Raw genomic sequence first — 19299 nt, 5'->3', positions numbered from 1 at the left:
GCGATCTCATTTTGAGAATAGACTCAATAAATCTCGATTTAACCACACCAGTTTATGGCCTTCGACACGATCAAAAAAGCGAGCCAACCGCTCGCTTTTTCATGTTCGATTCCGCTTAAGATCAATCTGCGCGGTTGCCGATCTTCACAGTGCCGTTGGTTGCGAACCAAAGCGCTTGTGAGCGACGACGACCTAACAGGATTGGGCCATCATCATAGAATAGGAAGTTCTTCCAGTGCTTCTTGAATACTGACCATTTGGTCTCAAGCACATTGTACTTTTCATAGCAAAAATAAACAGTTACGTCATCTTGCCAATCGATAAAGTCTAAGATCTCTTGTGGCATCTCAGGCTCATCGGCTTCCCAATTCTCCATCCAACTGATCTCTTGCTCCCAGTTCGATGCCTTGCTCGGCCAGTCTTGTGAGCTCAGTCTTTCTGCGTCTGGGCTCTGCGGGCTCACGTTCTCTTTCCAGAACTGAGAAGCACGCGCCTGTGTCATAGGTTTGATCTTTTCTAAGTCTTCAGCAGGCAATGGCATTGACTGATGAGTGAAAATCCATTTTCTTTGGTATTCGTCCAAAGTTGTATATGACATCAAATTTCCTTAACTTTTAAAAAGCCTTGTTCAATCGGCTTGATATTTTTACTACCGAGCTTAAACACTCAGCAAATTCTAATTCTAGATCATCGCGATCATTTATCTTCCCAATTCGGGTTGATCAATGAAGTGAGGACATGATCTCGCCACTGGCCGTCGATCAAAAGGTAGTCTTTAGCAAACCCTTCTTTCTCAAAGCCTAAATGCTGTAATACCGCCGCACTTCTTTCATTATGTGGGATATACCCAGCCATGATGCGATGCATCTTCTGCACTTCAAACATGTAGTCCAAAGCCATGCGAAGCGCTTTACGCATGTAACCATTGCCCTGCGCATCTTTCGCCAGGGAATACCCCAGGTTACACGCATGAAATGGGAATCGAGATAGATTACTGAACGACACGGTGCCTAACATTTCGTTAGTCTCTGCGTTGATAATCAAGCAGTAGTAAGCCAGCCCCATTTTGTGTAGCTCATTTAACTTAATTAGACGCTGAGCCCAACCCGTGCGTTCGAAAAACGCTTCTTCACGAGTGGGTTCCCACGGCTTTAAATGCTCACGGTTAGCTTGAAAATAACCACTGATCAAAGACGCATCGTCTATTTCCGCGGTACGCACAATCAGATTGCCTGAGCGTTTATATAGACGCTCAGGAGTGCTTCTATCTTCCATCAAACGTCCCTAATTCTTGCGAATACCATAGTCTCGAAGCTTGTTAGCAATCGAGGTATGAGACACATTCAATCGCTTAGCGAGTTTACGGCTAGATGGGAAAGACTGATAAAGCTTCTCTAAGATTTGCGATTCGTAGTCTTTCATTATCTCATCCAGTGAACCGTCTAGGCTAAGGTTAGCCATTCCAGAGTTCATGGTTTCTAGCTGAGGTAAGTGGAACTGCTCGACCGCTAAAGTATCGCCTTCTAACTCAGTCAGTGCGCGAAGCACCATGTTATCGAGCTGACGGATATTACCCGGCCACTGATAATTGCCAAGCTGCTCAACCAGTTCTGCAGTTAGCTTAGGTTTCAGCATACCGAGTTGCTGCGCGTACTTAGCCACAAAAAGCTCAAGCAGAGGCGCAACGTCATTCGAGCGCTCTCTCAGTGCTGGAATCGACAGCGTCAGTACATTTAAGCGGTAGAAAAGGTCTTCACGGAACGAACCAGAGTCTGCCAGTTCAGACAGTTTGTGGCGCGTTGAAGCGATAATACGCACATCTGCATGCATCTCTTCTTCTTCACCAACACGTCTAAAGCTGCCGTCTTGTAGGAAGCGCAGTAGTTTAATCTGCAGGTGCGGGCTCATCTCACCAATTTCATCGAGGAAGACCGTACCGCCATTCGCTTGCTCAAAGATACCTTTATGGCCCTGCTCATGGTTAAACGAGCCCGGAGCGTGACCAAACAGTTCGGTTTCCGCAACATCATCTGGCATAGAGGCACAGCTCAAAACAAGGAAAGGCGATGAAGAGCGATGAGAGCGGTTATGACAAGCTTTCGCTAGCATCTCTTTACCTGTGCCCGTATCACCTTCAATCAGTAGCGGTTGGTCAAGCATCGCCAGTTTCTTAGCTTGGCTAATCAGTGCTTTATGACGGTTAGAGACACCGACAAAGTGCTCGAAGCCTAAGTTGTTCTGCTCTGGTAGCGAGTCTTGTTGCGCTTGATCTTGCTGACACGAGCGAATGGTCATTACGCCACTGGCCAATACTGGCTCATTGACGTCACCACCAAGGTAAACAGGAAGGATTTCGATAGAGAAGTCTAATCCGTCCAACACAACCACTTCACGATGACGTTTTACGTCACCCTCAATCCAACGACTGAAGTTAAAGTTAGGGACAAATGTAGAAAGCGGCTCACCCACTACCTCACCTTCGGTTTTACCAAATAGGTTAAGGGCAGCGTGGTTTACCATGTCCACCGAACCTTTTAAGTCGATGGAAATAACCGGGTCGGGAAGGTTTGCGAGCAGTGCAATCAGCTCTGTGTTATGCCTTTCGCTCGGCATAAACTGAATCTTTCGGACGTCCTTTACACCAGAAATTCGACGAATTTCAGCCATAAGTTCACTAAAGGCATCAAAATCGATATCTGGACAATTCAGATAGATAATGCCTTTAACATCGATCTCAATACCGCGTAGGTCGATGCTTTTTGTTGCTAAAATATCAAGCAGCTCACGGGTTAAACCGAGTCTGTCTTCACACAATACTTCAAGACGCACAAGTATTCCTATTCAAGGTGTCAGGATAAGTTGACAGTAGTGTGAATTAAGGCCTCAATTCAGTCAAGAAGAAGAGTAAACAGATGTTTACTCTTCTCTCAATAATTACTTGATTGCGATACGTTTCAGCTCGTGTACCACTGCTTTGCGCATATGCGATAACTTCACTTTGCGATCCTGATGCCAAGGCATTGGACGCAGCAGTGCCATCGCTTTCAAGCCCAAGCGAGCCGTGAGTATACCGACACCTAAGCCTTGACCCGCTCTTGCTGACACCTTGCCCGCCAGATCCATAGAAACAAGGTCCATGCTGGCATCAATCGCCAGTTCACTTGCCCCAGCGGCCGCCATGTTGATCAACACCAATTTAAACAGCTTCAATCGAGACCAGTAGCCAAGCTCAATACCATACACATCGGCGAGCTTTTCAATCATAGTGAAACTGCGCCACGCCACCAGCAACATATCCGCTGCTGCTAACGGGCTCAAGGCAACCAATGCCGCCGACTCAGTCGAATACTTGGTGACCAAGTTAGTCGCTATCTTGTCTTGTTGGGACACCACAAGCGCATCGTACATGTCTAGCACTTCAGCGTCACTGTGCGCTGGGTTAACGCTGTTCTTCCATCTATCATACGCTGGCGACTCAGCAATAATGCCACCCTGTTTTGCAATCTCTTCACAGAAGGCTTTGCCCTTACCCACGCTGTCGCTTTTCAGTAGCGCTTCACTTTGCTCTTGCACGCTAAAGTGGTTTCGTAATGAACGCAGTTTCCATAGCTCTTTACCCATAGCACCAAGGCCTAAGGAGGCGATCGCTGCCATAAAACCAACCCAACCTAGTGATAGCCAGTCCGCGGTTTGGATTGCCGTTACCACACTGTCGATAGCTTGCCAGCCCACTAGGCCCGCAAAAGCCGTCAGTAAGCCTGAAGCCAACCATTTACGACCGCGACTTGGACGGATGATCTGCTCGAGTTGTTGCTCTGGTTCGCCCTGCAGTTCGCTGTCCTGTTCAACCGCGGCAGGGACAAACTTCTCCTGCTCTTCGAAAACCGTCTGCGCATTAAGCTCTGGCGTCGCTTGATGTTTCTGCTCTTCGGCAAACTCACTGTTCAGTGGTTGGTCGAAGACCTTTTTTGATTTCAGCTCACTCATATTGTCTCGCCCCCTACTTAAGTTTGTCGCCAATAAGATATTCCAACGCTTTGTCCATTCTCAGGTGCTGACAAGGTTCATCAGAATGCTGAGGCATGGGTCTGAAGCTGGTAAAGTCAAAGCTACTCTCTTGCCAATACTCTTTATGTGGCAGTTTCTTAGGCACTTCACCCGGATACATAGTTTGTGGCTCTCCATCCAATGTCGTACCTTGTAGCGCTGGTTGGCTGCTAGAGCCTGAAGCGATGAAACCTGCACTGGTTGCTTGAATAGACGCGATGCTCATGCAGCTCATCTCGATATGTTCAAACGCTGCTTGTTGCCACGCTGGATGCACCATCTGTTGTAGCAAAGAGACAAGGTTTGGATGCTGATCCGGTGTTACGTGGTCTGCTTTGGTCGCGGCGAATAGAATCTTGTCGATCTTAGGAGCAAACAGGCGACGTAATATATTGCTGCGACCATACTTAAAGCTTTTTAGTAGCTGCTCTAGAGCGCCACGCATATCCATAAAGGAGTCGTGCCCTGCGTTTAAAGGCTGTAAGCAATCCACTAGTACTATCTGGCGATCGAAGGTCGAAAAGTGATTCTTATAGAACGCCTTGACGACTTTCTGCTGGTACTCTTCATAGCGCGCTTTTAGTACAGCATAGTTACACCCTTTGCCATATTTCTGCTCAGGCTCAAGGCATGGGAAAAACTGCAATACTGGTGCACCTTCTAGCTCTCCCGGTAACACAAAACGACCCGGCTGAACCCAGTGCAAACCTTGCTCCTTACACCCATGCAGATATTGAGTATAAGTATCAGAAATCTGCGCCAAACGCTTTTCGTCGGCATCGGCCAACAGATCCAGCGCACTCGCTTCGTCTTTCCACGCATCAGCGAGTTCGGCACGTTGTCCTTTTAATGCTGCAAACTGAGACTGACTCCAAGTATTGAAGTCCATATCCAGCAGCGGCAAATCGAGTAGCCACTCTCCCGGATAGTCAATGATATCTAGGTACAGAGTGCTGTTTTTACTGAGAAGCTTTTTAGCTCCTTTCGCTGGCTTGTATTTAAGTGCCAAGCGAATCTCACTCACATCGCGTGTCGGAACTGGCCAAAATGGTGGCTCCGCATGCAGGGCATCCATCGCTTCGTCATAAGAGAAGCGTGGGATCATCATGTTATGCTGCGGTATGCGTTTCGCTCCAATCAATCGGCTATCACGCGCTGCCGAAAACAGTGGCAGATTACTGTGCGTTGAGGTGTGCAGCAGCTGGTTCACTAAAGAAGTGATAAACGCGGTTTTACCGGCACGCGATAAACCCGTCACCGCAACTCTGATATGAGAATCCGTTCCTCGACTGATAAAGTCACTCACTTCTTGTGTTATTTTTTTCATTCGAACGACTCCGTTAAACTTGGCTCTGCATGCTTGAACGCACACGAGCGTAATTCAAAAACAGGGGATAAGAAAGAGAAGTAAATGAATGCATCCGGCCTGTCTATGCGAGGTATTATCTAATATCGTTTCTTAATGCTAGATGAATAAAAGCCCCTGATTACCGTTATAATCAGGGGCTTTATACATTTTGCTTTTTACATACGTTCTTTTTGAATCAAGAAACGTTTGACGACTAATCGTCTTCTATCAATTTATAGATAACAAATAGCGCAATCTCTGCAATCAACCACAATGCACATGTAATTGTGACGTATTTATTATCGAAAATGCTAATCCCTTTCAAGATCAGATCATAACCAACAAAACCACCAATCACCACGGCTAAAATAATCTGGAGGATCTGAATAAAACGAGGCATCCGTTTCTCCTATGTTCTTATATCAAACTATGTGTTTATCACTATATCATTGATAATAAGACAAAAGTGCAGGAGTTGCTGCACTTTTGTCGTTTTCGAGCAATAAATCTAGATTTTTTGCCCTAATCGCTCACTGATTACTGCTCTGCTTCAGCGATTTTCACTTTCCAAGTATCAGGACCAATTTGGTGTGCGTTAGCGCCTGTCGAGTCTACCGCTACGGTTACTGGCATATCTTCAACTTCGAACTCGTAGATCGCTTCCATACCCAAATCTTCAAACGCCACAACGCGTGCTTTCTTGATCGCTTTCGCTACAAGGTACGCAGCACCGCCTACCGCCATTAGGTAAACCGCTTTGTGCTCTTTGATAGACTCAACGGTTGCAGGGCCGCGCTCTGCTTTACCGATCATACCCATGATGCCTGTTTCATTGAGCATCATGTCAGTGAACTTATCCATACGTGTCGACGTTGTTGGACCCGCTGGACCTACTGCTTCATCACCAACTGCATCAACTGGACCTACGTAGTAGATAAACTTACCTTTGAAGTCGACACCTTCAGGTAGACCTTCACCGCTCTCAAGCATGCCTTGAATACGTTTATGCGCCGCATCACGACCCGTTAAGATCTTGCCTGATAGAAGAACGGTTTCGCCCGTCTTCCACTCTTGAACATCTTCCTTAGTCACTTCATCAAGGTTCACGCGACGTGTATTTGCGCCCGCTTCCCAAGTGATGTCTGGCCACTCTTCTAGCTTAGGTGGCGTTAGCTCTGCTGGGCCGCTGCCGTCTAGCGTGAAGTGTACGTGACGCGTCGCTGCACAGTTAGGGATCAAACATACTGGTTTAGATGCAGCGTGTGTTGGTGCTGTCTTGATTTTAACGTCGACTACAGTCGTCAGACCGCCAAGGCCTTGTGCGCCGATACCCAGCTTGTTTACACGGTTGAAGATGTCTAGACGAAGCTCTTCTTCTGCGTTCTCTGGGCCTTTCTCGATAAGCTCTTGGATATCGATGTGTTCCATTAGAGACTCTTTCGCCAGTACCGCTGCTTTCTCAGCCGTACCACCGATACCTATACCTAGCATGCCCGGTGGACACCAACCTGCCCCCATGGTTGGCAGTGTCTTTTCTACCCACTCTGCAATGTCATCAGAAGGGTTTAGCATCACCATCTTGGTTTTGTTTTCTGAGCCGCCGCCTTTCGCTGCGATCTGAATTTCTACCTTGTTGCCCGGCACCATGTTGATGTGAACGACAGCTGGCGTATTATCTTTGGTGTTAATACGCTTGCCCGCAGGGTCCATTAGGACAGATGCACGCAGTGGGTTATCTGGGTTGTTGTAAGCTTGACGAACGCCTTCATCAACCATCTCTTGAACTGTTAGGTCTGTTTCCCATTTCACATCCATACCGATGTTAACGAAACAGGTTACGATACCCGTATCTTGACAGATTGGACGATGACCTTCTGCCGACATGCGAGAGTTAATCAGAATCTGAGCAATCGCGTCTTTTGCCGCTTGGCTCTCTTCTTTCTCGTACGCTTTTTCTAGGGCTTGGACAAAGTCTAAAGGGTGGTAATAAGAAATGTACTGAAGTGCGTCAGCGACACTGCTGATCACATCTTGCTTACGAATAACCGTCATTGCATGCCTCTTTATTGTTCTAGTTCCATGTTGGGCTCATGGCTCTATGGGTGTTTAGCTATTTATAATGTTGAGCTTAATTTAGTTGCGTTCACTGATGTTTCTATGGGGAATCGAAATCGCCCAGATATTCGCCAGTCTCGCTTTGCACTAAACCCCTTGTTTGAACTGTGTGAATCAAGAGCCCATTTTAATTTCAATTTATGATACTCTTGCTTCCTCTCACACGCCATGCAGTGATCGAACTCTTTGTCACAAATTAAACAAATGAATAACAACGAACTCCAGTCTATCCAAATCAAGCCGCTCGAATATCAATCAACTTTAGCTAAACAGCTGTTTTCAGGTATTGAAACCCTACCTTGGGCAATGCTATTACGCTCTGCATCAGAAAGCCATGTTGATAGCCGTTTTGACATTTTGGTTGCTCAACCGGTCGCCACATTCGAAACAATCGGTCAAAAAACCACGATAAATGTTAATGAAAATCGTATCGTTTCTGATACGGATCCGTTTGAGTTGCTGCATCAATATCAACAGGAGTTAATCCCTGATCTTGATTGCGAACATGACTTGCCGTTCGTCGGTGGTGCATTGGGTTATTTCAGCTACGATTTGGGACGTCGTGTAGAGACACTACCAGAACTGGCTAAACATGATATTAGCGCACCCGATATGGCTGTGGGTTTGTATGACTGGGCGGTGATTGTTGACCATAAACTAAAGACAGCCTGTGTAGTCGGATTGAATGTTGAAGAACGCTTTGCATGGCTGCAAGATCACCAACAGAAAGCGTTGTCCTCTTTTGGCTTAACCAGTGAATGGCAATCGAACATGACCCAAACCGGTTACGGTGAAAGATTCGACTCTGTGCAGGAGTACCTACTTTCAGGCGACTGTTACCAAATCAACTTAGCGCAGCGTTTCCACGCCAGCTACCAAGGCTCTGAATGGCAAGCGTATGACAAGCTTGAGCAGTACAACAGTGCGCCCTTCTCTGGCTTTATTCGCCTTGCAGACTGCGCGATTTTGAGTGTCTCTCCAGAGCGATTCCTAGAGCTCAAAGACAACACGATTGAGACTAAACCGATCAAGGGCACGCGCCCTCGCTCTGAAGACGCACAAGTCGATGCCGAATACGCGACTGACTTAGCCAATGCAGAGAAAGACCAAGCGGAAAACCTGATGATCGTTGACCTATTGCGTAACGACATTGGCCGTGTGGCAAAGCCGGGCACCGTGCATGTGCCTAAGCTGTTTGATATTGAGAGTTTCCCAGCCGTTCACCACCTTGTAAGCACCATACGTGCTGACTTAGATGAGCAGTACCATGCGACAGATTTATTGAGAGCGTGTTTCCCGGGCGGCTCTATCACTGGTGCACCTAAGGTAAGAGCAATGCAGATCATCGAAGAGCTAGAGCCTCATCGACGCTCTGCGTATTGCGGCAGTATCGGCTATATCAGCCGTCATGGTCGTATGGACACCAGCATCACCATTCGTACTCTGGTTGCGGAAGATGAGACGTTATACGCTTGGGCGGGTGGCGGTGTGGTTGCAGACAGTGATTGCCAATCTGAATACCAAGAGACACTAGATAAGCTAAGCAGAATCCTACCTGTGCTTGCTCAAGACTAATCGAAAGCACAACGGCAACGGAATGTTCTAGATACTCTATATGTGCGAACAGCATAAAAAAACCAGAAGTACGAGCTTCTGGTTTTTTGTTTTTTACGGGTGAAATCGTAGTAGATAGACAGCACTGAACTTGTGCTACTGGTTAACCGAAGACACGCCCCACTTCTTGAGCATCTCTTTTAAATCATTGGCCGTGTATGGCTTACTGAGTATGTCATCCATTCCACATTCAATGCAGCGTTCGCGCTCTTCCAGTGTGGTACCCGCGGTGAGTGCAACAATCGATCGGCTGTAACCCTGTTCACGCAGTTTCTCTGTCGCTTCAAAGCCATCCATGACTGGCATTCGACAATCCATAAACACCACGTCATATTCGTTGGCACTGGCCAAGTCAAAGCCCTCGACACCATTGTTTGCGATGGCGGGTTCAATCTCATGCTTACGCAGCATTTGTTGGATGATGATCTGGTTCATCTTGATGTCGTCTACTACTAGTACTTTGAGCAGTGACAAGCCCGTATCAGAGACGACGTTCTCTTTTCCTGTCTCTTCATCATGAGTGGTATTGACCACAATCAAGGGCACAGCGATGGTAAAGGTTGTACCAACACCCTGTGTGCTCTCTACAGAGATACGGCCATTCATCAGGCTCACGAGTTTACGACAGATCGCAAGCCCCAACCCCGTCCCTTCATAGTTACGGCTGCTGGAACGGTCTGCCTGAGTAAATGGGTCAAACAGCGTATTGAGCGCCGCTTCAGCAATCCCGACCCCGGTATCTTCGACAGCAAACACAAACTGATTGTCTTTCCAATTCACATTGACCTTTACGTGGCCCTCTTCGGTAAACTTAATCGCGTTACCTATCAAGTTCACAAACAACTGAGTAATACGCTCTAAGTCACCATTGAAATAATCAGGAACTTGCTGACCTATGGTGATTGTAAAATCAATCTGCTTCTCAGCGGCGCGGTTAACGAAAATGCTCTCGATGGTTTTCTTAAGATCGCGCAGTGCAAAAGTTTTGGGAATCAGCTCTAACATCCCTGCGTTGATCTTACTGTAATCAAGCAGGTCGTTAATTATGGTTCTGAGGAACTCACCGGATTGGCTCAGGTTATTGATGATCTCACGTTGAGGTTCAGTCAGTTCCGTATCGCTGATCAGTTCTGCACTGCCAAGCAAGCCATTGAGAGGCGTCCGCAGTTCGTGGTTGATCATCGCCACAAAGTCTCGAGTCGAACGCTCTGACTCCTCTGCGCGGCGTCTAGATTCAATATTGCGGTTAATAGCGAGTTGATGAGTGATGGCGCTGCAGATGAGGTCTGTCACCAGCATTAATTGGCTCTGAATAAAGTCGCCGTCTTGGTCCCCTAGGTTCACCTTAACCAAAAGTGAGCCGATAATGACCTGCTCAACCTCAAGCGGGATCACCAATACATCGCCTTGCCAAGTCAGCTCTTGAATATCGAGGTCGACGTCGCTGAGCGCAGCATCGCCGTAATCAAAGGTTTGAAGTTCTGGTAACAGTTTGGGTGGTAAGACTAATCGACTGGCTTCAATAAGATAACTGTTGGTGACATTGGTCGTGAGCTCCTGAAGCATCACGTCATCAAGGTCATTACGCAGAAAGGCTCTACCAAAGTCGATCAACAGGTTGTCGATCTGCTCTTGGAACTCAATACGTCGAATATTGGCGTTGGAACGTTTCTCAAGCTGACGCAGTGCCAGCTCAAGCTGTTGGTTCGCTTCAAAAAGCTCTAGGCTTTTCTGCTCAAGTAACCTTTCTGCTTCTTTTCTTGCTGCAATCTGTCGTTTGAGCTTTCGCTCAAGGGCCGACTCTGAACTCATACGGCTATTCTACTCTCAAGTTGAAACGTACTACACTCTGGTCTTCATTTTGAGGGATCATCTCGATAGCGATAGATTCGTTGTGGTACTCGGCACACCCCTCAATCAAACCGAGGCAGACGTGAGACATACAACGGGCACTTTTGTAGTCAAACACCAATTGAGCTTCTTCTGTGGTCAAAAAGGTAAATTGAGGTGGCTCAGCGTCTGGGTACAGCTTCTTCACTTCCACATGAATATAACGCTCTACGTGCTGGATAAACTGAAAGGTGGTATTGCTGTGGTTAAGACTGGCTTTATCAGGTAAAGAGTCGAGTAAATTCTTAAACACCGATTGGCCGAAAACACGCTGCAAGCTTGCAGCATCAATGTCAGTTTTTTTACTAAGGTTGATGATCAGCTTAACCAAGTCTTTGTGGTCATAGCTGCCAACCGAGGTATAGATACCTTCGTCTTCTGACATCTCTAGCACTTCTTCTAGAAGATCTAGGCCAAACTTATCTTCAACAAGCTCTAAGAATTCGGTAAATATGATTCCCTTCATTGCATACCTTCCACTTTGTTGTAATTAGAATATCGTTATTTGAATGTTCACCCTTTCTTATCCTAAGAACGTAATCCCAAGCTAAATGCCTAACAATTCAATAAATAACGATTGTCGGCAGGGTTTCTAACAATATAGCAAATATGCAACGCTTCGCATCCCCTCTGCCATAAAACTGTCGTCTGTTACGGATTGGTGTTGAGCCAGAAGTTGTGCTTATACTTAATAGCATAATAATCAATAAATTGGCTCAGCATGAACAGACAGAACTTCTTACAGCAATTCCAACTTAACCCTATTGTGGGCTATCACCCAGAATCTATTGAGCGCGTGGCGCAAATTCGTGATGAAGATCTACGCCAAGCCGCCGTCGTTGTCGGATTAGTTGAACGTGACAATGGGCTTAACGTAATTTTTACTAAACGGGCTGCACATCTGAAACATCACCCCGGTCAAGTGAGCTTTCCCGGTGGCAAATACGAACAAAGCGACCCGACTTTACAACACACTGCACTACGAGAATTACAAGAAGAGATAGGGATTGTTAAAGAACAGGTAAAAGTTATCGGTCAGCTCCCTGCTTTGAACACCATCAGTAAATTTTCAGTAACGCCGATTGTGGCTCTGATTGATCCTGACTACCAACCGAGAATCGACCGCAATGAAGTGGACTCTATTTTTGAAGTGCCAGCTGAATATGTGTTCGACCAAGCGAACTTACATAGTCATTTAGTGAATTTTAAGCAGGTCAAGCATCGTGTGTTCGCTATGCCCTACGAAGACCAGCTAATCTGGGGTGTAACGGCACAAATTGTACAATCAATGCAGCAACATGTACTGAAACAAGTTACATAAAATGGAGGTTTCGGTTATTTTTTCTTAACAAATGCTCAAATTTTCATGGAACAGATTTATTAATACATTTTTACGCAAACGGTTACCTTGTATAAAACTAAAACAGCCCACCTTTCAGATAAGAAAAACTAATATCAAACATTAACAAAAATCACCTGTAGCACGCCAAAATCGTGATCATAAAACCGTTTTTCGCATATCATATAACAAGCCGTTTCATTACATGATTTAGATCTATTTTTTGCCGAAGAAAATTCTGCAAAATTAGCCCCAACTTATTTCCTGTTCCCAAAAAATGAGTAATTTAACATGAACACAACAACTTCTTCGGCAAATGCCGTAAAAGACTCGAGCAAGTTTACTTATAAAGATTTTACTTGGTGTCTTTCTCTGTTCGGTACAGCAGTCGGTGCTGGCGTACTATTCCTTCCAATCAAAGCTGGCGCGGGTGGTTTTTGGCCATTAGTTATCCTAGCTCTAATCGCAGCACCAATGACTTGGTTTGCACATAAATCTCTAGCACGTTTTGTACTGTCTGCAAAAAACCCTGAAGCAGATATCACAGATACAGTAGAAGAACACTTCGGTAAGACTGGCGCGAACCTTATTACTTTCGCTTACTTTTTCGCTATCTACCCAATCGTTCTAATTTACGGTGTTGGTATCACAAACACTGTAGACTCTTTCCTTGTAAACCAAATGGGTATGGAATCTATCCCTCGCCCTCTTCTTTCTGGTGCACTTATCCTTGCTATGACAGCGGGTGTTGTATTCGGTAAAGAACTGATGCTTAAAGCAACTTCAGCGATGGTTTACCCACTAGTATTCATCCTACTAGCGCTGTCTTTCTACCTAGTTCCTGATTGGAACACATCTATGATGGACGTAAGCCCAGAATGGTCTGCTATGCCTTCTATCATCTGGCTAGCAATTCCAATCATCGTGTTCTCTTTCAACCACAGCCCAATCATTTCTCAGTTCTCTAAAGAGCAACGTCGTGTACACGGTGAAAACGCAGTTAAGAAGACTGACGCGATCACTGGTGGCGCAGCAATGATGCTGATGGGTTTTGTAATGTTCTTCGTATTCTCTGTTGTACTTTCTCTATCTCCAGAGCAACTAGCAACAGCGCAAGCACAAAACATCTCTGTACTTTCTTACCTAGCTAACGTTCACGAGTCTCCACTTATCTCTTACATGGGTCCTCTAGTAGCGTTCGCAGCAATCACTTCTAGCTACTTCGGTCACTTCCTAGGTGCACACGAAGGTCTAGTAGGTCTAATCAAATCTCGCTCTAACACTCAAGTAAGCAAGATTGAAAAAATCTCTCTAGCGTTCATCGTTGTGACTACTTGGATTGTTGCGGTAGTTAACCCAAGCATCCTAGGTATGATTGAAACAATGGGTGCTCCAATGATTGCAGCTATCCTGTTCCTAATGCCTATATTCGCGATGAACAAAGTACCAGCGATGGCTAAGTACAAAACTTCAGCACCTGTACAAATCTTTACAGCTTTATGTGGTCTAGCGGCTATTAGTTCTGTAATCTACGGCGCTCTTTAATCTCAGCACCATTACACTGATGCCCATGAGTGAAGCATTACTCATTGAGCAAGCTGAGCATTAAAACCAAATATAATGATAATAAATGAGCCTCCCTACTCCCCTTGGGAGGCTCTCTTTTGAGGTAATCACTATGATTAGTGTTTTTGATATCTATAAAATCGGTGTTGGTCCATCGAGCTCACACACAGTTGGACCAATGAAAGCGGGTAAAGAGTTTATTGATGATCTTCGTTCAATGGGAAAATTGCGCGACATCACTAAAATCACCGTGGACGTATATGGATCACTATCACTGACAGGGAAAGGTCACCACACAGATATCGCTATCATCATGGGTCTTGCTGGCAACACCCCTGAGAAAGTAGACATCGATTCTATTCCGGGCTTTATCGCTCGCGTAGAAGAAACTGAGCGCCTTCCTGTTGGCATGCACTGTCACACAGTATCGTTCCCGAAAGACGGTGGTATGAACTTCCATACTACTAACCTTGAGCTACACGAAAACGGCATGACTATCCACGCTTGGATCGATGACGAAAAAGCGTACTCAAAGACTTATTATTCTATTGGTGGTGGCTTCATCGTTGACGAAGAGAACTTCGGTAAAGAAGAAGAGAACCCAATCAAATCGCCTTACGAATTCACAACCGCTGAAGAGCTAGTGAACCAGTGTAAAGAGAGCGGCCTTTCTATCAGCACACTTGTGATGAAGAACCAAGCAGCCCTTCACTCTGATGAAGAGTCTCGCACTTACTTCGCGAACATCTGGAAAACGATGCGTGAATGTATGGATCGCGGCATGAACACTGAAGGTATTCTGCCTGGTCCACTCCGTGTACCTCGTCGTGCTGCGGCACTTCGCCAACAGCTGATGACTTCAGAGAAAACGACTAACGACCCAATGTCAGTGGTTGACTGGGTTAACATGTTCGCTTTCGCTGTAAACGAAGAGAACGCAGCTGGCGGTCGTGTAGTTACTGCACCAACAAACGGCGCATGTGGCATCATCCCTGCGGTACTTGCTTACTACGATAAGTTCATCCAAACAGTAACAGAGAAAGACTACATCCGTTACTTCGCGGCTTCTGGCGCGATCGGTGGTCTTTACAAGCGTAACGCTTCTATCTCTGGTGCTGAAGTTGGCTGTCAGGGTGAAGTTGGTGTGGCATGTTCTATGGCTGCTGCTGGTCTTGCTGAGCTTATGGGTGGTAGCCCTGAGCAAGTATGTATGGCTGCAGAAATCGCAATGGAGCACAACCTAGGTCTAACGTGTGACCCAGTTGCTGGTCAAGTACAAGTACCATGTATCGAACGTAACGGTATTGCTGCAGTGAAAGCAATCAACTCGACTCGTATGGCACTACGTCGCTCTTCTGCTCCAACTGTTTCTCTAGATAAGGTTATCGAAACCATGCTAGAGACAGGTAAAGACATGAACGCGAAATACCGTGAGACTTCTCAAGGTGGTCTAGCAATCAAAGTGGTTTGCTAATCGCAAGCACCTTGAATCGCTAAAATAGAAAAGGAACGCCGAGGCGTTCCTTTTTTGTATCTGTCACTTAGTTACTTTGGTTAATAAGCTTAACAGCAAAAATTAAATCACTTGTGAGATCAACAAGAAGCAACCAAACAGCAGTGAGAACAACATCATTACATTCCCACCTTCTGCCGTGTATCGTCCCTCTTCTACCTTCATGAAGCGTTGCTTGTGTACCATCACTAATGGGATAAACACCGCTAAGAAAACTAAGATAATACCTGCATAGTTCAACACTTGAAGGAATTTATCCGCAGCGAGTAGCGAACCCGTTAGTGGCAGAATGAAGCTGATGACATAAGTCACTACTGTATTCTGGTTAAACATGTCACGGTTCTGGTTGAACAGCGCCATGGCTACACCGAAGAATGAGGTAAGCAGTGCCAAGCCAGTAAAGGTCGACAGGATGTTACCAATCCAAGGTGATTTGGTTTCAAAAGCCGCCATTAGGTCTGAAACATTATGGAAACTTCTGAACTGCTCTTCACTCAGGTTACCCACTACGGCGAACAGCCAGCATAGGTAGCACACTAATGGGATAAGAGAGCCCACAATCACCATATTACGCAGTTGCTTGTCGGTCGCTTCTTGGTTGTAAGAAACCAAAGTAGGAATCACCACCATAAAGCCAAAGCTGGTAAACAAGATCGCACTGGTTTTGATTAGTGACAAATGATCATGACTCGTTACTTGCGTCAGGTTTTCTTGGGTCATACCCGGAGCAAGGAAGGTCATGGTGATAGCTAAGCTAGCAAGCATCACAAAGAATAGAGCTCGGTTTAGCTTATCAATAACACCTGTACCACATGCCACTACAGCACCAGCAATCAAAGTGAACGCGATTTGTCCCGTAGTCGCACTGATGTTAATACCAAGGCTTGCCAATACCTGGCTCAGAAGATCGCCAGCACCTAAGATGTATGCCATCAATAGGCAGATAAGCAGGGCGTATAGTAGGCCATTGGTAATTAATTGACCTTGTCTACCTAGCGTTTTGCGCGCGATTGAGTTCAAGCCAAGGCCTCCACCAGCCTTGATTGTCGCTTCCAATAAAAGAAGCGCTGCGTAAGTGGTACCGAAACAGATCAGCACCATCAAAAGTGAACCGTATAGCAATCCAAATTGAGCGAGAACCATTGGAATTGCAAGCATACCAGCACCCAGAGCGGTACCAGCGATAATTAGGGAGCTCCCTATCATTTTAATATTCATTGTCTTTAACTTATTTATTTTGTTTTTAATAGGTGTACTTCTCTGTCATCAATCAAGATGCAAAGAAAATTCGAAAGAAGTTAAGCTTTAAAACGAATATCGATAGGAGCGATAAGCGGAGTTAAATCGCGAGAAGGCAGTAGAAAGCGAGCTGTGATAAAAGCGAGATTGTAGAGAAAGAGAGGCAACTGAAGAGTTCTGTTGCTGATGTGGTGAACCTTCTGTCGGTTCGATGATTGGTGATGTGATTTTGAATTTCATCTGTGTGTCCAAACTAATCACATTCCATGTTATTGCAAGCAGCGATCCGTTACTGCCCTCCTCAGTATTGAGGTAAATTCATCTTAACGAAAGACGCCTGAAAAACAACGTTACAACCTTATTTTCTGCTATTTTTTGTTCATTTGTCTGTAATTTAAACAATCAGAGTTAAAAAGCATCACATATATTCTAAATAACCCAATTAAACGATCCTATTGGCCACATTTATCGCAAAGTTTTAACCAATATTTACAAGCTATTTTCATTTCTAATTACACGCCCAACCCTATAGATAGACATATCAATTAAAGATTTAATTAGTTGAAAGAAGATCAACATATCACCCGTATCGCGTTATTTTTATGACGTTTTTACGCCAAAATTCCATCACAAAGCTGCTACATCACAGAAACATAACCACAATCGGAGTGTGGTCACACAATTACCCCTTTATGATAGGTACCGCATAGTTTTATCGCTAGAGTATGCTCGTCATTATAATTAATAAAAATATGTGTTCGGTATGCGCTCAACAATAACGTTTAAAATACTGGTAGCACTGGCAGTGGTCTTCTCCCTACTCCTCGCTATCTCTACATACTTCCAATACAGCCAACAGAAACAGCTTGTAAACTCAGTTTTGAGTGAGCAACTGCACGACAAAGCCAGCAATTATTTCGATAGCCTGAACATGATGATGCTGACAGGCACCATGTCGCAAAAAGAGACCCTACGCCACAAAGCGTTGGCTCAAGAAGGCATTGAAGATGTTCGTGTTCTGAGAGCTGACTCTGTTAGCAAACTCTATGGTCCGGGTAATGCAGACCAGCAGCCTAAAGATGACATAGACAGACGCGCTTTGGCGGGTGAAACCGTGATTGAACCTTTCAGTGCCGATTGGGGCAAAGGCTTGGTCATCGCGTTGCCAATGAAATCAAGCGAGAACTACCGAGGCACCAACTGCGTTTCTTGTCATATTGCGCCTGAGGGCGAGGTGTTGGGTGCTATTCGTCTAGAGTACAACTTGAGCCATGTTAACGACCTGATTCACACTCAAACCATTACCGCGATCGTCATTATGGCGGTGATCTCGTTTGTCGGCTTCGCCCTTACCATGACACTGATCCGTAAGATCATTGTTCGTCCGCTTCAGCAAACCTCGCGTTTTATGACTCAAGTAAGCGACAACAAAAATCTATCAGAAAGACTGCCTATTGAACGCAACGACGAGATTGGGTCTTTGTCTGCCGCTATTAACTCATTTATGAAAACCGTATCGAATAGCTTGAGCCAAGTTCAGGATACCTCTCATAAGCTGAACACGTCAGCCAACCAACTGACCAGTGTTGCCCATATTACTGAAACAGCCGCTAGCGACCAACAAGATGAAACCGCAGAAGTTCAAAGTAATATCGAGGGTATTCAAGCGCAGCAAGTAAGTGCAGAGCAAGCCACCGTTACAGCCTCTAACCTTATCAATCATACAGCCGATGTCGCGTTCAAGAGCGCTAACCAAGCGCACGATGCCAGCAATGAGATCAAGAGCCTAGTCACCAGTATTGAAGAGGTAAAAGAGAAGATTCAGTCGCTCAATCAACAGACGGGTGAAGTCTCCTCTATCCTGACCGTGATTCACGGTATCGCAGAGCAGACCAACCTGTTGGCGCTTAATGCCGCTATTGAGGCAGCACGAGCAGGTGAACAAGGTCGTGGGTTTGCTGTCGTGGCGGATGAAGTGCGCCACCTCGCGTCTCGCACAGCAGAAGCAACCGGCAACATCGAGTCGATCATCCATCAATTCCAACAAGGCAGTGAACAGTCGCTTCATTCAGCCGATCGTGTTTGCGCTCAGGCATACCAAAGCTCAACGGATATCGATTCGCTTGCAGCGGAAATGAACGGTGTGGTTGAAGAAATGAAGCAGGTATTGGCTCACGCTCAAGATATTCAGCATCAAACGCAGTCAACGACCCACGCGACCAAGGATGTACAGAACAAGATTGAGGCGATCACCTCTCATGCCAATAACACGTCTCAATCGGCGGCAAGCACACGTGATATCAGTAACGACCTTGAAGAGCTGTCTGATCACCTTGAGAGCTTGATCAACCAGTTTACCCTTTCTAATAAGCAACAAGGAAGCTAATCACGCTTCTTCTTATCTGCAACAAGGCCGACTAATAGAGTAAAAAGTCGGCCTTTAAAGAAAAATAAGTCCATATAGGAAATATTTCTTTCTTCAACTAACAATAAAGGTTGAAGCTCTCTGTGTGACAGGTAATATGTTCCATTGATTTAAAAAGTTTATACAACTCAATGTTTCGATTGTTTTTTGTTCAAGTATCAGAAAATTAAAACTATCGTGATTTAGCATTGGGTTGAATTTGT

16 protein-coding genes are annotated in these 19299 nt (G+C 45.5%); 5 read left to right on the top strand and 11 right to left on the bottom strand.

Going from position 1 to position 19299, the window contains the following annotated elements; translation table 11 throughout:
• Positions 1-121 precede the first annotated feature (121 nt).
• The 7 genes from KI655_RS16950 to KI655_RS16920 form a co-directional block, all read right to left on the bottom strand.
• Positions 122-598 (bottom strand): DUF2947 domain-containing protein, encoded by a 477-nt coding sequence (locus KI655_RS16950; RefSeq protein WP_285407337.1) that lies wholly within the window; start codon positions 596-598, stop codon positions 122-124.
• Between the two features lie 98 nt (positions 599-696).
• Positions 697-1275: a ribosomal protein S5-alanine N-acetyltransferase gene (gene rimJ, locus KI655_RS16945; protein WP_032548753.1), complete on the bottom strand. Its 579-nt coding sequence runs from the start codon at positions 1273-1275 to the stop codon at positions 697-699.
• Between the two features lie 9 nt (positions 1276-1284).
• Positions 1285-2829 (bottom strand): transcriptional regulator TyrR, encoded by a 1545-nt coding sequence (gene tyrR / locus KI655_RS16940; RefSeq protein ID WP_285407336.1) that lies wholly within the window; start codon positions 2827-2829, stop codon positions 1285-1287.
• 105 nt (positions 2830-2934) lie between these two features.
• On the bottom strand, positions 2935-3987 hold the full coding sequence (locus KI655_RS16935; RefSeq protein ID WP_285407335.1) for a YcjF family protein: 1053 nt from the start codon (positions 3985-3987) through the stop codon (positions 2935-2937).
• A gap of 13 nt (positions 3988-4000) precedes the next feature.
• A complete protein-coding gene (locus tag KI655_RS16930; RefSeq protein ID WP_285407334.1) occupies positions 4001-5374 on the bottom strand; it encodes a YcjX family protein in 1374 nt (457 codons plus the stop codon).
• Positions 5375-5609: 235 nt separating this feature from the next.
• A complete protein-coding gene (locus tag KI655_RS16925; protein ID WP_032548748.1) occupies positions 5610-5795 on the bottom strand; it encodes a hypothetical protein in 186 nt (61 codons plus the stop codon).
• 137 nt (positions 5796-5932) lie between these two features.
• The gene (locus KI655_RS16920; protein WP_032548746.1) at positions 5933-7447 is read right to left on the bottom strand and encodes a fumarate hydratase; all 1515 of its coding nucleotides are present in this window, start codon (positions 7445-7447) and stop codon (positions 5933-5935) included.
• 267 nt (positions 7448-7714) lie between these two features.
• Between KI655_RS16920 and pabB the strand changes: the two genes are divergently transcribed.
• A complete protein-coding gene (pabB, locus tag KI655_RS16915) occupies positions 7715-9085 on the top strand; it encodes an aminodeoxychorismate synthase component 1 (protein ID WP_285407331.1) in 1371 nt (456 codons plus the stop codon).
• 135 nt (positions 9086-9220) lie between these two features.
• On the opposite strand, the gene KI655_RS16910 is transcribed toward pabB, so the two are convergent.
• Both KI655_RS16910 and KI655_RS16905 read right to left on the bottom strand, forming a co-directional pair.
• Positions 9221-10936: an ATP-binding protein gene (locus KI655_RS16910; RefSeq protein ID WP_285407330.1), complete on the bottom strand. Its 1716-nt coding sequence runs from the start codon at positions 10934-10936 to the stop codon at positions 9221-9223.
• A gap of 4 nt (positions 10937-10940) precedes the next feature.
• Positions 10941-11480 (bottom strand): heme NO-binding domain-containing protein, encoded by a 540-nt coding sequence (locus KI655_RS16905; RefSeq protein ID WP_285407328.1) that lies wholly within the window; start codon positions 11478-11480, stop codon positions 10941-10943.
• 255 nt (positions 11481-11735) lie between these two features.
• Here KI655_RS16905 and KI655_RS16900 point away from each other — a divergent pair, with 255 nt between their 5' ends.
• From KI655_RS16900 to KI655_RS16890, 3 genes are all read left to right on the top strand, one after another.
• Positions 11736-12335, top strand: coding sequence for a CoA pyrophosphatase (locus KI655_RS16900; protein ID WP_285407327.1), 600 nt, complete (start codon positions 11736-11738; stop codon positions 12333-12335).
• 309 nt (positions 12336-12644) lie between these two features.
• On the top strand, positions 12645-13898 hold the full coding sequence (locus KI655_RS16895) for an aromatic amino acid transport family protein (protein WP_285407325.1): 1254 nt from the start codon (positions 12645-12647) through the stop codon (positions 13896-13898).
• A gap of 133 nt (positions 13899-14031) precedes the next feature.
• Positions 14032-15393: an L-serine ammonia-lyase gene (locus KI655_RS16890; RefSeq protein ID WP_150894305.1), complete on the top strand. Its 1362-nt coding sequence runs from the start codon at positions 14032-14034 to the stop codon at positions 15391-15393.
• A gap of 102 nt (positions 15394-15495) precedes the next feature.
• Here the strand turns inward: KI655_RS16890 and KI655_RS16885 are convergent, their stop codons facing one another.
• A complete protein-coding gene (locus KI655_RS16885) occupies positions 15496-16638 on the bottom strand; it encodes an amino acid permease (protein WP_285407321.1) in 1143 nt (380 codons plus the stop codon).
• A gap of 99 nt (positions 16639-16737) precedes the next feature.
• Positions 16738-16911, bottom strand: a complete 174-nt coding sequence (locus KI655_RS16880; RefSeq protein ID WP_160168781.1) for a hypothetical protein — start codon at positions 16909-16911, stop codon at positions 16738-16740.
• 523 nt (positions 16912-17434) lie between these two features.
• Between KI655_RS16880 and KI655_RS16875 the strand changes: the two genes are divergently transcribed.
• On the top strand, positions 17435-19057 hold the full coding sequence (locus KI655_RS16875) for a methyl-accepting chemotaxis protein (RefSeq protein WP_285407319.1): 1623 nt from the start codon (positions 17435-17437) through the stop codon (positions 19055-19057).
• The last annotated feature ends 242 nt before the right edge of the window (positions 19058-19299 follow it).

This window comes from Vibrio sp. D404a, from assembly GCF_030248535.1.
GTDB lineage: Bacteria > Pseudomonadota > Gammaproteobacteria > Enterobacterales > Vibrionaceae > Vibrio.
The sequence above is the reverse complement of the archived record's forward strand: the minus strand, read 5'-3'. Positions and strand labels throughout refer to the sequence as shown.

Coding starts and splice junctions, on each gene's coding strand:
- KI655_RS16950 (WP_285407337.1), bottom strand. CDS start 598: ATGTCATATACAACTTTGGACGAATACCAAAGAAAATGGATTTTCACT.
- rimJ (WP_032548753.1), bottom strand. CDS start 1,275: ATGGAAGATAGAAGCACTCCTGAGCGTCTATATAAACGCTCAGGCAAT.
- KI655_RS16935 (WP_285407335.1), bottom strand. CDS start 3,987: ATGAGTGAGCTGAAATCAAAAAAGGTCTTCGACCAACCACTGAACAGT.
- KI655_RS16930 (WP_285407334.1), bottom strand. CDS start 5,374: ATGAAAAAAATAACACAAGAAGTGAGTGACTTTATCAGTCGAGGAACG.
- KI655_RS16925 (WP_032548748.1), bottom strand. CDS start 5,795: ATGCCTCGTTTTATTCAGATCCTCCAGATTATTTTAGCCGTGGTGATT.
- KI655_RS16920 (WP_032548746.1), bottom strand. CDS start 7,447: ATGACGGTTATTCGTAAGCAAGATGTGATCAGCAGTGTCGCTGACGCA.
- pabB (WP_285407331.1), top strand. CDS start 7,715: ATGAATAACAACGAACTCCAGTCTATCCAAATCAAGCCGCTCGAATAT.
- KI655_RS16910 (WP_285407330.1), bottom strand. CDS start 10,936: ATGAGTTCAGAGTCGGCCCTTGAGCGAAAGCTCAAACGACAGATTGCA.
- KI655_RS16905 (WP_285407328.1), bottom strand. CDS start 11,480: ATGAAGGGAATCATATTTACCGAATTCTTAGAGCTTGTTGAAGATAAG.
- KI655_RS16900 (WP_285407327.1), top strand. CDS start 11,736: ATGAACAGACAGAACTTCTTACAGCAATTCCAACTTAACCCTATTGTG.
- KI655_RS16895 (WP_285407325.1), top strand. CDS start 12,645: ATGAACACAACAACTTCTTCGGCAAATGCCGTAAAAGACTCGAGCAAG.
- KI655_RS16890 (WP_150894305.1), top strand. CDS start 14,032: ATGATTAGTGTTTTTGATATCTATAAAATCGGTGTTGGTCCATCGAGC.
- KI655_RS16885 (WP_285407321.1), bottom strand. CDS start 16,638: ATGATAGGGAGCTCCCTAATTATCGCTGGTACCGCTCTGGGTGCTGGT.
- KI655_RS16880 (WP_160168781.1), bottom strand. CDS start 16,911: ATGAAATTCAAAATCACATCACCAATCATCGAACCGACAGAAGGTTCA.
- KI655_RS16875 (WP_285407319.1), top strand. CDS start 17,435: ATGCGCTCAACAATAACGTTTAAAATACTGGTAGCACTGGCAGTGGTC.